Origin of the sequence: Pseudomonas sp. NBRC 111124 (genome assembly GCF_001320245.1) — a bacterium.
GTDB lineage: Bacteria > Pseudomonadota > Gammaproteobacteria > Pseudomonadales > Pseudomonadaceae > Aquipseudomonas.
Genome location: NZ_BCBA01000108.1, coordinates 1 through 13,908, shown reverse-complemented (window position 1 = coordinate 13,908; position 13,908 = coordinate 1). Strand labels below are relative to the sequence as shown.

Genomic DNA, 13,908 nt, shown 5'->3' with positions numbered 1-13,908 from the left:
GGGCGGGAGGGGTGGATCTAGGCATTAGTGCTCCGGTACGCCGAGCGGCTGCTCGGACGGTTTGTCAGTAGGGGCAGGCAGTGGCTTCTGTGGCACTTTCGGGCCGACAGTGACGATTACCAGTTTATCGGCTGCCAGGTGCTTGTTCATCGCCGCCTTGACCTGCTCGACGGTCAGCGCCTGGGACTGCTGCATGAAGTCTTCCAGCCAGGTCAGTGGCAGGTTGTAAAAGCCGATCGCGCCCAGTTGGCCGACGATGCTGGCATTGCTGGCATTGGACAGCGGGAAGCTGCCGGCCAGTTCGCGCTTGGCATCGTCCAGCTCTTGCTGGGTCGGGCCGCTCTTGAGGTAGTCGGCAAGGATATCCTGAACCAGCTTGAGCGTGCCTTCGCTGAGCTCGGCACGGGTTTGCAGGTTGATCATGAACGGGCCGCGCACCTGCATCGGGCTGAACACCGAGTACACGCCGTAGGTCAGGCCGCGCTTCTCGCGGACTTCGCTCATCAGGCGGGTGCCGAAGGCGCCGCCGCCGAGGATCTGATTGCCCAGTGACAGGGCTGGCCAGTCCGGGTCCTGGCGGTCGATACCGAGCTCGGCGAGCATCAGGTGCGTCTGCTTGCTCGGGAAGTCGATATGGGTGACACCGGCCTTGGGTTCAACCGGCTGGGCCGGTTTGGCCAGCGCCGGGCCTTTGGGCAGAGCGGCGGACACCTGCGCGGCGACGGCTTCGGCTTCCTCGCGGCTGAGGTCGCCAACCAGGGCGATCACCGCGTTGCCGGCGGCATAGGCCTTGGCGTGGAAGGCGTGCAACTGCTCAAGGGTGATGCCTGGCACGCTCTCGGCACTGCCATCGCTTGGCTGTGCGTAAGGGTGGTCGCCATAGAGTTTGCTGAACAGGGCCTTGCCGGCGATCTTGCCGGGGTTCTGCTTCTCATACTCGAAACCGGCCAGCAGCTGGTTCTTGATGCGTTTTAGTGCGTCTTCGGGGAAGGTCGGCTTGCCGGTCACCTCAGCGAACAGCTTGAGCGCTGGCTCGCGTTTGTCCTTGGCGCTCAGGCTGCGCAGCGAAGCCACGGCCATGTCGCGGTAGGAGCCGTTGCCAAAGTCGGCACCCAGGCCCTCGAAGCCTTCGGCGATGGCGGTCACGTCCTTGCCGGCAACACCTTCGTTGAGCATGGCGTTGGTCAGGGTAGCCAGGCCCGGCGTATTGCCGTCCTGGCTGCTGCCGGCGGCGAAGGTCACGCGCAGGTCGAACATCGGCAGTTCGCGGGCTTCGACGAACAGCACCCGGGCGCCTTCGGCTGTGGTCCAGTTCTGGATGTTCAGCTGGCGCCGGCTGGGCGCCTTGCCATCCAGTTCGGCCAACGACTGCAGGGTGTTGGCTGGACGTGCGGCGCTGCTTTCGGCTTCGGAATGCGCCGGGCGTGCGAGCACGGCGGCCATCGCTACCACCAGCGCGATGATGCCCGTGCCGATCAGGGTGTAGCGTGGTGCGCTGCGATCACTCATGAGCGGACTCCTCGGGCAGTACGTGGGCAACGCTCAGGCGTTCGCGGGTGAAATAGGTGCGTGCGGCGTTCTGCACGTCTTCCGGAGTGACGCGCTTCAGTTCGTCCAGCTCGCTGTCGATCAGCTTCCAGGACAGGCCGACGGTTTCCAGCTGGCCGATGGTGGTGGCCTGGCTGCTGATGGAGTCGCGGTCGTAGACCAGGCCGGCGATGACCTGGGCGCGAACGCGTTCCAGCTCTTCGGCGCTTGGCGGGGTGGTCTTGAGCTCCTCGAGCAGCTGCCAGACGCCTTTTTCGACGTCGGCCAGGGATTTCTGCTTCTGCACGTTTGGCGTGGCCGAGATCAGGAACAGGCTGTCGCCACGGGTGAAGGCGTTGTAGCTGGACGAGGCGCCGGCCACCAGCTCCTGGCCACGCTCCAGGCGCGCCGGCATGCGCGCGCTGTAGCCGCCATCGAGCAGGGCCGAGATCAGCCGCAGGGCGTGCACGGTGCGTGGGTCCTTGGCGGTTGCCAGGCTCGGGACGTTGAAACCGTAGATCAGGCTCGGCAACTGGGTAGGCACGTGCAGGGTCAGCAGGCGCTGCCCTGGTTCGGCGAGCTCCAGCGGCAGTTTGGCCGGTGGCACGGCCCGCTTGGGAATGCTGCCGAAATATTTCTGCGCCAGGCCTTTGACTTCATCAGCGGTGACATCGCCAACCACCACCAGGGTGGCATTGTTCGGTGCATACCAGGATTCATACCAGTGGCGCAGCTCCTCGACCTTCATGCGCTCAAGGTCGGCCATCCAGCCGATGGTCGGGGTGTGGTAGCCGCTGGCCGGGAAGGCCATGGCACGGAACAGCTCGAAAGCCTTGGCGCTGGGCTGGTCATCGGTGCGCAGGCGGCGCTCTTCCTTGATCACCTCGATTTCGCGGGCGAACTCGTCAGCAGGCAGGCGCAAGCTGGCCAGGCGGTCGGCTTCCAGTTCCAGGGCCACCGGCAGGCGGTCGCGAGCCAGCACCTGGTAATAGGCGGTGTAATCGTCGCTGGTGAAAGCGTTCTCTTCCGCGCCAAGGTCACGCAGGATGCGCGAGGCCTCGCCGGGGCCGATCTTGGCGCTGCCCTTGAACATCATGTGTTCCAGGGCATGGGACAAGCCGGTCTGGCCCGGCGTCTCGTAGCTGGAACCGACCTTGTACCAGATCTGCGAGACGACCACCGGGGCGCGATGGTCTTCGCGCACGACCACTTTCAGGCCATTGTCGAGGATGAATTCGTGGGTGGGTTGCACATCGGCGGCGAAAGCGGCCAGCGGCAGGCAGAGTGTGCTGAGCAACAGGCCAGCGGCGCGGCGGGCTAGAGCATTCATACGGTGATTAACCTGTTCGGCGGCCCGCTGGTTTAGCGTCGGCGGGCCAGGAGGTGCTAGGATACTGATCCGGTTGCCTGGCGACCATGCCTGTCGCCGTTCTGGCCTGCAGGCCCTTAAAGACAAAACATTGCGCATGAACCAGTCGGATTCAAAATAGTCTGTTCTGCGTTTAGAGAATTCCTGATGTGCCAGTTGCTGGCCCATCGCTACCCTGAGATAGCCGTCTTCCATGTTTGGTTCCAACGACGACAAAAAAGCGCCGGCCGAGGCTGGCGAGAAAAAAGGCCTGTTCAGCTGGTTTCGCAAGAAGCCGCAGCAACCTGTCGCCGAACAGCCTCAAACGCCTGAGCCACAAGCGCCCGAGGTGCAGTCCGCCGAGCCGGTAGCGCCGCAGCCTGCCGCCGAGCAGCCGCTGGTCGAGGTGCAACAGCCTGAGCCGGTCGAGCCTGTGCCCTCGGTGACCCCGGTGGTCGAAGCGCCTGTGCCAGAGCCAGTTGCTTGCGTGCCAGTACAGGCGCCCGAGCCTGAGCCGGTCGCTTCTGAGCCGCTGGTTGCTCCGGTGCCTGAGCCGGTCGCCTCCATGCCCCTGCACGCAGCGCCGGTCGAGACTGCCCCGGTGGTTGAACATGCCGCGCCTGTCAGCAACCTGGTGCTTCCGGTAGCCGAAGAGCCTGTGGCACTGGTGCCAGACCTGGAACCGAAGGCGCCGCCGGTGATTCCGGAACGTCCCGCACCAGAGCCGGTGGTCGTGGCCCCGGTTGCCGCCCCTGCGCCCGTTGAGCCAGAACCCGCCCCTGAGGTTGCCGCTCCGGTCGCCAGCGAACAGTCCAAACCCGGTTTCTTCGCCCGCCTCAAACAGGGCCTGTCGAAGACCAGTGCCAGCATTGGCGAGGGCATGGCCAGCCTGTTCCTGGGCAAGAAAGTCATCGATGACGACCTGCTCGACGAGATCGAAACCCGCCTGCTGACTGCCGACGTCGGCGTCGAAGCCACCTCGGCCATCGTCCAGAACCTGACCCAGAAGGTAGCCCGCAAGCAGCTGGCCGACGCCGACGCGCTGTACAAGTCGCTGCAGGAAGAACTTGCAGCACTGCTGCGCCCGGTCGAGCAGCCGCTCAAAGTCGAAGCGCAGAACAAGCCCTACGTGATTCTGGTCGTCGGCGTGAACGGTGCCGGCAAGACCACCACCATCGGCAAGCTGGCCAAGAAGCTGCAGCTGGAAGGCAAGAAAGTCATGCTGGCTGCCGGTGACACCTTCCGCGCCGCCGCCGTCGAGCAGCTGCAGGTCTGGGGCGAGCGCAACCAGATTCCGGTGATCGCCCAGCACACTGGCGCCGATTCGGCCTCGGTGATCTTCGACGCCGTGCAGGCCGCCAAGGCCCGTGGTGTCGATGTGCTGATCGCAGATACCGCCGGCCGGCTGCACACCAAAGACAACCTGATGGAAGAGCTGAAGAAGGTCCGCCGGGTGATCGGCAAGCTCGACGCTGAGGCGCCGCACGAGGTGCTGCTGGTGCTCGACGCCGGTACCGGGCAGAACGCCATCAGCCAGGCCAAGTACTTCAACCAGAGCGTCGAGCTGACCGGCCTGGCCTTGACCAAGCTGGATGGCACTGCCAAGGGCGGGGTGATCTTCGCCCTGGCCAAGCAATTCAAGCTGCCGATCCGCTTCATCGGTGTCGGTGAAGGCATCGACGACCTGCGCACCTTCGAAGCCGAGCCGTTCGTCAAGGCTCTGTTCGCCGAGCGAGACTGACCATGATCCGATTCGAACAGGTTGCCAAGCGCTACCCTAATGGCCATGTCGGCTTGCATGAGCTGAGCTTCCGGGCGCGCCGGGGCGAGTTCCTGTTCGTCACCGGCCACTCGGGCGCGGGCAAGAGCACCTTGCTGCGCCTGTTGCTGGCCATGGAGCGCCCGACCAGCGGCAAGCTGATGCTGGCCGGGCAGGACCTGGGCCAGATCAGCAATGCGCAGATCCCGTTCCTGCGTCGGCAGATCGGCGTGGTGTTCCAGAACCACCAGCTGCTGTTCGACCGCACGGTATTCAACAACATCGCCCTGCCGCTGCAGATTCTCGGCTTGTCCAAGGCCGAGATCGCCAAGCGCGTAGACTCGGCGCTGGAGCGCGTTTCGCTGTCCGACAAGGGCGAGCTGTTCCCGGCCGACCTGTCCACTGGCCAGCAGCAGCGGGTCGGTATCGCCCGCGCCATCGTCCACCAGCCAGCCCTGCTGTTGGCGGACGAACCCACCGGTAACCTCGACCCGCGCCTGGCCGCGGAGATCATGGGGGTGTTCGAGGACATCAACCGTCTGGGCACCACGGTTCTGATCGCCAGTCACGACTTGGCACTGATTGCGCGCATGCGCCACCGCATGCTGACCCTGCAGCGCGGTCGTCTGATCGGCGATGGGGAGGCCGGGCAATGAGCACTACACGTACACCAAAGGTTTCCGAGCGCGTTGCGCCCAAGGCTGCCGACCCGCAGCCGGCCAAGAAGAAGGGCGGCGATCACGACGACGACGGCCCGGACTTCCGCACCCTGCTGCACGCCTGGCTGGAAAGCCATCGCGCCAGCCTGGCCGACAGCCTGCGGCGCCTGGGCAAGCAGCCGATCGGTAGCTTCTTCACCTGCCTCGTGATGGCCGTGGCTCTGAGCATGCCCATGGGCCTGTCGCTGCTGCTGAAGAACATCGAGGTGTTGGGCGGCTCCTGGCAGCGCGCTGCGCAAATTTCGCTTTACCTCAAACTCGATGCGGGCAGCCAGCAGGGTGAAGCCCTGCGCGACGAAATCAGGCAGATGCCGGGTGTCGCCGAGGCCCAGTACGTCAGCCCTGGGCAGGCCCTGGAAGAATTCCAGCAGCAGTCCGGGTTGGGTGAGGCATTGCGCGAATTGCCCGACAACCCGTTGCCCGGTGTCGTGGTAGTGACCCCTACAGAAGTCGACAAGCCGGCCCTGGAAGCTTTGCGCCAACGTCTGTCGGAGCTGCCAAGGGTGGAGAATGCGCAGCTGGATCTGGTATGGGTGGAGCGCCTCGCTGCGATCCTCAAGCTGGGGGATCGCTTCGTCTTCGGCTTGGCGGTGATGCTGATTTCTGCGCTGCTATTAGTAATCGGTAACACAATTCGTCTACATATCGAAAACCGCCGCATCGAGATCGAAGTGATCAAGCTGGTAGGCGGCACCGACAGCTACGTACGCCGGCCGTTCCTGTACATGGGCGCCTTGTACGGCCTGGGCGCGGGTGTGCTGGCCTGGGCGATCCTGGCCTTTGGCCTGAACTGGCTTAACGAGGCCGTGGTAGGGCTGTCCGGGCTGTATGGCAGTGACTTCGCCCTGGGCGGAGTGCCGGCGTCCGATGGTCTGTCGCTCTTGATCGGAGCGGTACTGTTGGGGTATATCGGTGCATGGATCGCAGTCGCTCGTCATTTGAACGAGTTGGCACCGCGATAGTTTTTACGTGCCAGCATTGACATTTTCTTCACGATGGAACTTGTACGGTCGTTCCGGGTCAATGTTTGCAGCGCTCACAAGGCGCGAGTTTAGCAAGTCGGAGGTTCTTGAATGACCACATCGTTGCAACCTGCCTATGCCCTGGTGCCCGGTGCAAACCTGGAAGCCTACGTGCACACGGTCAACAGCATCCCGCTGTTGTCTGTCGAGCAGGAGCGTGATCTGGCCGAGCGTCTCTACTATGAGCAGGATCTCGAGGCCGCTCGGCAAATGGTGATGGCCCACCTGCGTTTTGTAGTACATATCGCGCGTAGCTATGCAGGCTACGGGCTGGCCCAGGCCGACCTGATCCAGGAAGGCAACGTCGGCCTGATGAAGGCAGTCAAGCGCTTCAACCCGGAAATGGGCGTGCGCCTGGTGTCCTTCGCCGTGCACTGGATCAAGGCAGAGATCCACGAGTTCATCCTGCGCAACTGGCGCATCGTCAAAGTGGCCACCACCAAGGCCCAGCGCAAGCTGTTCTTCAACCTGCGCAGCCAGAAGAAGCGTCTGGCCTGGCTGAACAACGACGAAGTGCATCGCGTGGCAGAAAGCCTCGGCGTCGAACCACGTGAAGTGCGCGAGATGGAAAGCCGCCTGAGTGGTCAGGACATGGCCTTCGACCCGGCAGCCGAAGCGGATGACGACAGCGCCTTCCAGTCGCCTGCGCATTACCTGGAAGACCACCGCTACGACCCGGCTGTGCAGCTGGAAGACGCTGATTGGAGCGACAACTCCACCAGCAACCTGCACGAAGCGCTGCAAGGCCTGGACGACCGTAGTCGCGATATTCTTTACCAGCGCTGGCTGGCAGAAGAAAAGGCCACGTTGCATGAGCTGGCTGACAAGTACAGCGTTTCGGCTGAGCGTATTCGCCAGCTGGAGAAGAATGCGATGAACAAGGTCAAGGCGCTGATCACCGTCTGATCAAGCCTGGCTGCATTGAAAAAGCCGCTGGCCCGAGAGGGTCAGCGGCTTTTTTGTTGGCTTACGGCCTGCCCGAGTTGTCCAGTTGCATCAGGTAGCTGGGCCCGCCCAGCTGGCTCATCTGTCGGCGAATCCAGCCCGCCCGGCTCGCCACATAGGCACTGGGCCGGCTAGCGCTCCACTTGATCGGGCTCGGCAGTACTGCGGCGAGTTGCGCGGCTTGCTGGCGGGTCAGCCGGCTGGCATCGACCCCAAAGTGATAACGCGCTGCAGCTTGTGCACCAAACACGCCTTTGCCCCACTCGGCGCTGTTCAGGTAGACCTCGAGAATCCGCTCCTTCGACCAGAACAGCTCGATCAGCGCCGTGAACCAGGCCTCCAGACCTTTGCGGAAATAGCTGCGGCCTGACCACAGGAACAGGTTCTTGGCCACCTGCTGCGTCAGGGTGCTGGCCCCCCGAATGCTGCCGCCACGCTCGTTGTACGCCAGCGCCGCCTGGATGGCTGGAATGTCGAAGCCCCAATGGCTGGCGAACTTCTGGTCCTCACCAGCGATGACCGCCACCTTGAGTTCGTCGGAGATGTTTTCCCACGGTTCCCAGTCGCGTTGCAGGTCGATCGGTTCGCCACTCACCCACGATTGCACCTTGCGTTCGAGCATCAAGGCCGTGCCCGGCGGTGGCACCCAGCGAAACACCAGCACCAGCACAATACTGCCGGCAGCGAACCAGAGCAGGACGCGGGCGAGGCGGCGGAGAATGGATGACAGCATGGCGATGGCTTGGCCGGACCGGTGGAACGGGCCATTATACAGACCCGATACAAGGAGTCGTCCCATGCTTCGCAGCTTCCTCATGCTCGCTGCCTTCTTCGGCTTTACCGGCGTCGCCTTGGGCGCGTTTGCCGCACATGGGCTGAAGAATCGCCTGACCGCCGATTACCTGGCCATTTTCCACACGGGGGTGACCTATCAGCTGGTGCATGCCCTGGCGATCTTCGGTGTCGCCGTGCTCTCGGTACATCTGCCGGGGCGGCTGATCGGCTGGGCCGGCGGCCTGTTCTCCCTGGGCATCGTGCTGTTCTCCGGTAGCCTTTACCTGCTGACACTCAGCGGTCTGGGCAAACTGGGCATCATCACCCCCATCGGCGGCCTGTGCTTCCTCGCCGGTTGGCTGTGCCTGGGCCTGGCTGCCTGGCGCCTGGGCTGACCAAGCGGTCCACAATCGCGACTAATGGCGCGCAGCGCCCTTGGGTTCGTGCGTGGATCGGCGCTAGAATGCGGGCCCCAAAGAACAATGGTGACCGTGCGCATGCGCATTCAACTGAACGGTGAACCTTACGAATTGCCCGCTGGCGAAAGCGTCGCGGCCCTGCTGACCCGCCTGGAACTTGCCGGGCGTCGGGTGGCGGTGGAACTCAACCTGGATATCGTGCCGCGCAGCCAGCACGACAGCACGCAGCTGAACGAAGGTGACCAGGTCGAAGTGGTCCACGCCATCGGTGGCGGCTGAGCCCGGCCCGGCGATTCACCTGCAAGCCCAGCAATCTTTTCCCGAGGAACAACGATGAGCAACGTTCGTAGCGACAAGCCCTTCATCCTGGCCGGGCGCACTTTCCAGTCGCGCCTGCTGGTCGGCACCGGCAAGTACCGTGACATGGAAGAAACCCGCCTGGCCACCGAGGCCTCGGGTGCCGAGATCGTCACCGTGGCCGTGCGCCGGACCAACCTGGGCCAGAATGCGGGCGAGCCGAACCTGCTCGACGTGCTGTCGCCCGACAAGTACACCATCCTGCCAAACACCGCAGGTTGCTTCGATGCTGTCGAGGCGGTGCGTACCTGCCGTCTGGCTCGCGAACTGCTCGATGGCCGCAAATCCCATGAGTCGCGCACCCTGGTGAAGCTGGAAGTGCTGGCCGACCAGAAAACCCTGTTCCCCAATGTGATCGAGACCCTCAAGGCCGCCGAAGTGCTGGTCAAGGACGGTTTCGACGTGATGGTCTACACCAGCGACGACCCGATCATCGCCCGCCAGTTGGCCGAAGCCGGCTGCATCGCGGTGATGCCGCTGGCCGGCCTGATCGGCACTGGTCTGGGTATCTGCAACCCGTACAACCTGCAGATCATCCTGGAAGAATCCAAGGTGCCGGTGCTGGTTGACGCGGGTGTAGGTACCGCCTCCGACGCCACCATCGCCATGGAAATGGGTTGTGAAGCCGTGCTGATGAACTCGGCCATCGCCCATGCTCAGCAGCCGGTGCTGATGGCCGAGGCCATGAAGCACGCCATCCTCGCCGGCCGCATGGCCTACCTGGCCGGCCGCATGCCGAAAAAACTTTACGCCAGCGCCTCTTCGCCGCTGGATGGTCTGATCAAGTAAGAGCCCCTGATGACTGACTCGCAAGATACGCCGATCTCCGCCGACGGCGACCAGCGCCCACACCGCCGCATCAAGAGCTTCGTGATGCGCGCCGGGCGCATGACCGAAGGCCAGCAACGCGGCCTCGACCAAGGCGGCCCGCAGTTCATCCTGCCGCTGTCTGATAGCCCGGTGGACTACGACCAGGTGTTCGGCCGTTCGGCGCCGCGTACCCTGGAGATCGGCTTCGGCATGGGCCATTCCCTGCTGGAAATGGCCGCTGCCGCGCCTGAACAGGACTTCATCGGTGTCGAAGTGCACCGTCCGGGTGTTGGCGCGCTGCTCAACGGTGTGCTGACCCAGGGCCTGAAGAACCTGCGGGTGTATGACTGCGATGCGATTGAAGTGCTCAACCGCTGCGTGGCCGACAACAGCCTCGACCGCTTGATGCTGTTCTTCCCGGATCCGTGGCACAAGGCGCGTCATCACAAGCGCCGCATCGTCCAGCTGGAGTTTGCCGAACTCGTACGTCGCAAGCTCAAGCCCGGTGGTGTGTTCCACATGGCGACCGACTGGGAGCCGTACGCCGAGTACATGCTGGAAGTGATGAGCGCCGCCCCGGGCTATCGCAACCGTGCTGAAGACGGTACCTACGTGCCGCGCCCGGAAGAACGCCCGATCACCAAGTTCGAACGCCGCGGCGAGCGGCTGGGGCATGGGGTGTGGGACTTGAAGTTCGAGAAAGTGGATTGATTGGCGGATAGAGCCTTTCGATACGCTGAGGCCTGTAGAAATGCAGGCGAAAAAAACCGCTCTGAGAAGAGCGGTTTTTTTATGGGAGCAACAGGACTGAGTATCCTCCGCTCCAAGGCTTCACCGAAAGCCGCCACACGGTCAGAGGATCATAGGCAGCCTGAGACGATGGGTCAATGATGAGACATATTCAGCATCAAGTGTGAGGCGTTTGCTTGATGCGCTGAGCCGCGTCTGGAAGCTCATCCGGATCTTGACTGTTCTCAAGACCGCTCGGGATTTCATGCGCGATCACTTTGACGATGCCCAGTAAGGGTTAGTCAGGTGGTAGGGCTGCCCTGGTTCGCCGGGGCAGCTTTTAGCAGGCTCACCCGCGGCGATCAGCCACCACGCCAATCAACACCAGCACCACCAACAACACTGGCGCCAGCGCGTAGTTGTTGAATTGCCCCAACCCCTTCACCACCCAAGGCGTGGCATAGATCAACGCCGCGCCACTGCCGATCATTACCAAGGCAGCCATCACCGGCACCCGCAGCGCACCCGCCAAGGCACCCAGGCGCTGGTCCACCCAGCCTTTGATATCGGTGCCGAACAGCACCAGCAGGCAGCCTACCAGGGCCAGGGAAATCTCAGACAGATTGCTGCGGCTCCAACGGGAAACCGTGGCGAGCAGATCAAGTACCAGATCCATGGGTCATCCTTAGGTCAAGAAATACTGCAGCAGGTCATTGAGGAACAGCTGGCCGCGTGGTGTGGCCACCAGTCGATCCGGTTCGACCTGCAAAAGGCCCTTTTGTTCGGCTGCACGGCGGGCTTCGGCCAGCTGTGCCAGGGGCAGCCCGGTGCGCTGGGTGAACAGTTCGGCTTCCACGCCATCGGTGAGGCGCAGGGCGTTCATCAGGAACTCGAACGGCAACTCATCCACTGGCAGCAGCTTCTCGCCGGCCTTGAATGGCTTGGCCAGGTTCAGGTAGTCCTTGGGCAAGCGGGTCTTCCAGGTACGCAGAATACGGCCGTCGGCGAAGGTCAGCTTGCCGTGGGCGCCAGCACCGATGCCGATGAAGTCGCCGAACTGCCAGTAGTTGAGGTTGTGCCGGGCGGCACGGTCGGCTTGGGCATAGGCCGAAACTTCATACTGCTTGAAGCCGTTGGCCGCCATCAGTGCCTGGCCTGCTTCCTGGATGTCCCAGAGGATATCGTCCTCGGGCAGCTCCGGCGGCTGGTTCCAGAACACTGTGTTCGGTTCGACGGTCAGCTGGTACCACGACAGGTGCGTGGGCCCCAGGTCGATGGCCTGGCGCAGGTCGCCCAGGGCGTCATCCAGCGACTGGTCGGGCAAGCCGTGCATGAGGTCCATGTTGAAGTTGTCGAAGCCCGCAGCACGCGCCATGCCGGCGGCGCGGATCGCTTCGTCGCCATTGTGGATGCGGCCCAGCGCCTCCAGTTTGGCTGGCTGGAAGCTTTGCACGCCGATGGACAGCCGGTTGATGCCGGTCTGTCGGTAAGCCTTGAACTTCTCTTGCTCGAAAGTGCCAGGGTTGGCCTCGAGAGTGATCTCGATGTCTGCCGCGAACGGAATGCGTTGTTCCACGCCACGCAACAGGCGCGCCAGGGCACCGGCGCTGAACAGGCTTGGCGTACCGCCACCGAAGAAGATCGACGACAGGGTCCGCCCCTGTACGGCCGCTTGCTCCAGGTCGAGGTCGGTCAACAGGGCGTCGACGTAAGCCTCTTCCGGCAGTTCAGGCCCGGCAGCATGGGAATTGAAGTCACAGTAAGGGCATTTGCGCACACACCACGGGATGTGGATGTACAGCGCCAGCGGCGGCAAGCGGGTGAGCGCCACCGCGCCAGCTTCGGACAGCGTTGCGATCATGCCAGGCCCAGACGTTGACGCAGCAGGGCCATGGCGCGGGCGCGGTGGCTGAGCTGGTTTTTATCCACAGGCGCGAGGTCGGCGCTCGAGCACTTGCGCTCCGGCACCCAGAACAGCGGGTCGTAGCCGAAGCCATGCTCGCCGCTGGCCTCGAACAGGATGCTGCCATGCCACAGGCCTTCGCACAGGATCGGCAGCGGGTCATCGGCGTGGCGCACCAGCGCCAGCACGCAGACGAACTGGGCACCGCGCTGCTCTGCTGGTACGTCCTTGAGCGCTTCGAGCAACTTGGCATTGTTCGCCGCGTCACCCTTGCCGTCGGCATAACGCGCCGAATAGATGCCCGGCGCACCGCCGAGGAAGTCCACGGCCAGACCGGAGTCGTCGGCCAGCGCCGGCAGGCCGGAGATACGCGCGGCATTGCGAGCCTTCAGGATGGCGTTCTCGACGAACGACAGGCCGGTCTCTTCGGGCTCTACCTGGCTAAACTCACCAATCGAGCGCAATTGCACGGACTGGCCGAGCATGGCCTGGAGTTCCTTGAGTTTGCCGGCGTTGTGGCTGGCCAATACGAGTTGCTGGAAATTCATCATTCGCCTGGGAACACTTCCTGGTTGAAACTGAGTGGATGGCTGACCCCGCCGGTTTCGACATTGAGGTCGAAGGTCAGGGTCTCGGCCTGCTCGATCTTGAACTGGGCGATGTAATACACCGCGCCCTGATCCGTGATCTGCTTGAACGACAGCGGGCTGGTGCGCCCGGTCAGGTCCTTCACGGTGCCGCTGACCACCGCCATGGCAGGCTTGTCGGCCTTGAGCACGGCGATGTTGAGCACGCCTTGGTTCTTGCTCCGGTTGAGCCCGGTGGCCGCGGCGATGTCCGGTTGCAGCATGCTCGAGGTAAAGGCGCTGTAGTGCACCGTCACGTCGCCAAAGACTTCCTTGCGTTCGGGTCGGGCGGCATCGGCCGCCGTCACTGGCAGCGCCAGGCACAGGCTGATCAGGAACAGGGCAAGGCGACGCATGGTGCGGATCCTCCGATGGGCTTCAGACCGCCAGTTGGTGCTCCTGCAGGCCTGGGCTGCTGACGCGATAGATGCCGATTTCACCTAGAAGATTAGGCCAAAGCCGCCCACCCCACCCGTTACGGTGCAAGTGGTCGACGGCTAGGCGGTCAAGGACCTTGGCACGGCGCTCATGGCACAGCTCTTCGAAGTCGGCGAAGGTGCAGAAGTGGATGTTCGGCGTGTTGTACCAGGTGTACGGCATGAAGTCCGAAACCGGCATGCGACCCTTGGTGGCCAGGTACCAGCGGCAGCGCCAATGGCCGAAATTGGGGAAGGTGATGATGCACTGGCGCCCCACCCGCAGCATCTCGTCGAGAATGCGGTCAGGGTACTCCACGGCCTGCAGGGCCTGGGTCATGATCACCACGTCGAAGCTGTTGCTGGCGAAGTTGCCCAGGCCCTTGTCGAGATCCTGCTCGATGACGTTGACGCCCTTGGCCACGCAGGCGGCGATGTTGTCAGCGTCGATTTCCAGGCCGTAGCCGGTGACCTGCTTGCGGTCGCGCAGCGAAGCCAGCAGCTCGCCACTGCCGCAGCCCAGGTCGAGTACCCGGCTGCCGGCGGGAATCCAC

The 13,908-nt window shown here is 63.4% G+C and carries 16 protein-coding genes; 8 read left to right on the top strand and 8 right to left on the bottom strand.

Annotation, left to right across the window (positions count from 1 at the left end; genetic code table 11):
* Positions 1-24 precede the first annotated feature (24 nt).
* Positions 25-1,509 (bottom strand): pitrilysin family protein, encoded by a 1,485-nt coding sequence (locus tag APH28_RS27570; protein WP_060513565.1) that lies wholly within the window; start codon positions 1,507-1,509, stop codon positions 25-27.
* A complete protein-coding gene (locus APH28_RS27565) occupies positions 1,502-2,857 on the bottom strand; it encodes a pitrilysin family protein (RefSeq protein WP_060513564.1) in 1,356 nt (451 codons plus the stop codon). Before APH28_RS27565 ends, APH28_RS27570 begins: the two co-directional genes overlap by 8 nt.
* A gap of 232 nt (positions 2,858-3,089) precedes the next feature.
* On the opposite strand from APH28_RS27565, the gene ftsY reads away from it, so the two are divergent.
* The 4 genes from ftsY (at position 3,090) to rpoH (ending at position 7,281) form a co-directional block, all read left to right on the top strand.
* On the top strand, positions 3,090-4,616 hold the full coding sequence (gene ftsY / locus APH28_RS27560) for a signal recognition particle-docking protein FtsY (protein ID WP_060513563.1): 1,527 nt from the start codon (positions 3,090-3,092) through the stop codon (positions 4,614-4,616).
* A gap of 2 nt (positions 4,617-4,618) precedes the next feature.
* The gene (gene ftsE, locus APH28_RS27555; protein WP_012274659.1) at positions 4,619-5,290 is read left to right on the top strand and encodes a cell division ATP-binding protein FtsE; all 672 of its coding nucleotides are present in this window, start codon (positions 4,619-4,621) and stop codon (positions 5,288-5,290) included.
* Positions 5,287-6,315, top strand: a complete 1,029-nt coding sequence (gene ftsX, locus APH28_RS27550; RefSeq protein WP_060513562.1) for a permease-like cell division protein FtsX — start codon at positions 5,287-5,289, stop codon at positions 6,313-6,315. The genes ftsE and ftsX overlap by 4 nt, the downstream gene beginning before the upstream one ends.
* 111 nt (positions 6,316-6,426) lie before the next feature.
* Positions 6,427-7,281, top strand: coding sequence for an RNA polymerase sigma factor RpoH (rpoH, locus tag APH28_RS27545; protein WP_054884203.1), 855 nt, complete (start codon positions 6,427-6,429; stop codon positions 7,279-7,281).
* Positions 7,282-7,342: 61 nt separating this feature from the next.
* On the opposite strand, the gene mtgA is transcribed toward rpoH, so the two are convergent.
* A complete protein-coding gene (gene mtgA / locus APH28_RS27540) occupies positions 7,343-8,053 on the bottom strand; it encodes a monofunctional biosynthetic peptidoglycan transglycosylase (RefSeq protein WP_060513561.1) in 711 nt (236 codons plus the stop codon).
* Positions 8,054-8,117: 64 nt separating this feature from the next.
* Here mtgA and APH28_RS27535 point away from each other — a divergent pair, with 64 nt between their 5' ends.
* The 4 genes from APH28_RS27535 to trmB all read left to right on the top strand — a co-directional run bounded on the left by APH28_RS27535 (position 8,118) and on the right by trmB (position 10,391).
* On the top strand, positions 8,118-8,489 hold the full coding sequence (locus APH28_RS27535; protein WP_060513560.1) for a DUF423 domain-containing protein: 372 nt from the start codon (positions 8,118-8,120) through the stop codon (positions 8,487-8,489).
* 102 nt (positions 8,490-8,591) lie between these two features.
* Complete coding sequence (gene thiS, locus APH28_RS27530) at positions 8,592-8,792, top strand: sulfur carrier protein ThiS (RefSeq protein WP_060513567.1); 201 nt, start codon at positions 8,592-8,594, stop codon at positions 8,790-8,792.
* Positions 8,793-8,846: 54 nt separating this feature from the next.
* On the top strand, positions 8,847-9,659 hold the full coding sequence (locus APH28_RS27525; RefSeq protein ID WP_060513559.1) for a thiazole synthase: 813 nt from the start codon (positions 8,847-8,849) through the stop codon (positions 9,657-9,659).
* A gap of 9 nt (positions 9,660-9,668) precedes the next feature.
* Positions 9,669-10,391, top strand: coding sequence for a tRNA (guanosine(46)-N7)-methyltransferase TrmB (trmB, locus tag APH28_RS27520; RefSeq protein ID WP_060513558.1), 723 nt, complete (start codon positions 9,669-9,671; stop codon positions 10,389-10,391).
* Positions 10,392-10,758: 367 nt separating this feature from the next.
* Here trmB and APH28_RS27515 read toward each other — a convergent pair whose 3' ends face one another.
* From APH28_RS27515 to metW, 5 genes are all read right to left on the bottom strand, one after another.
* Complete coding sequence (locus APH28_RS27515) at positions 10,759-11,085, bottom strand: DUF3392 family protein (protein WP_027920975.1); 327 nt, start codon at positions 11,083-11,085, stop codon at positions 10,759-10,761.
* A gap of 9 nt (positions 11,086-11,094) precedes the next feature.
* Positions 11,095-12,270, bottom strand: a complete 1,176-nt coding sequence (gene hemW / locus APH28_RS27510) for a radical SAM family heme chaperone HemW (RefSeq protein ID WP_060513557.1) — start codon at positions 12,268-12,270, stop codon at positions 11,095-11,097.
* On the bottom strand, positions 12,267-12,863 hold the full coding sequence (gene rdgB, locus APH28_RS27505) for an RdgB/HAM1 family non-canonical purine NTP pyrophosphatase (protein WP_060513556.1): 597 nt from the start codon (positions 12,861-12,863) through the stop codon (positions 12,267-12,269). Before rdgB ends, hemW begins: the two co-directional genes overlap by 4 nt.
* On the bottom strand, positions 12,860-13,294 hold the full coding sequence (locus APH28_RS27500) for a DUF4426 domain-containing protein (protein ID WP_060513555.1): 435 nt from the start codon (positions 13,292-13,294) through the stop codon (positions 12,860-12,862). The genes rdgB and APH28_RS27500 overlap by 4 nt, the downstream gene beginning before the upstream one ends.
* A 22-nt stretch (positions 13,295-13,316) precedes the next feature.
* Positions 13,317-13,908 (bottom strand): methionine biosynthesis protein MetW (gene metW, locus APH28_RS27495; protein ID WP_156340961.1); only part of this gene is annotated, 592 nt, incomplete at its 5' end.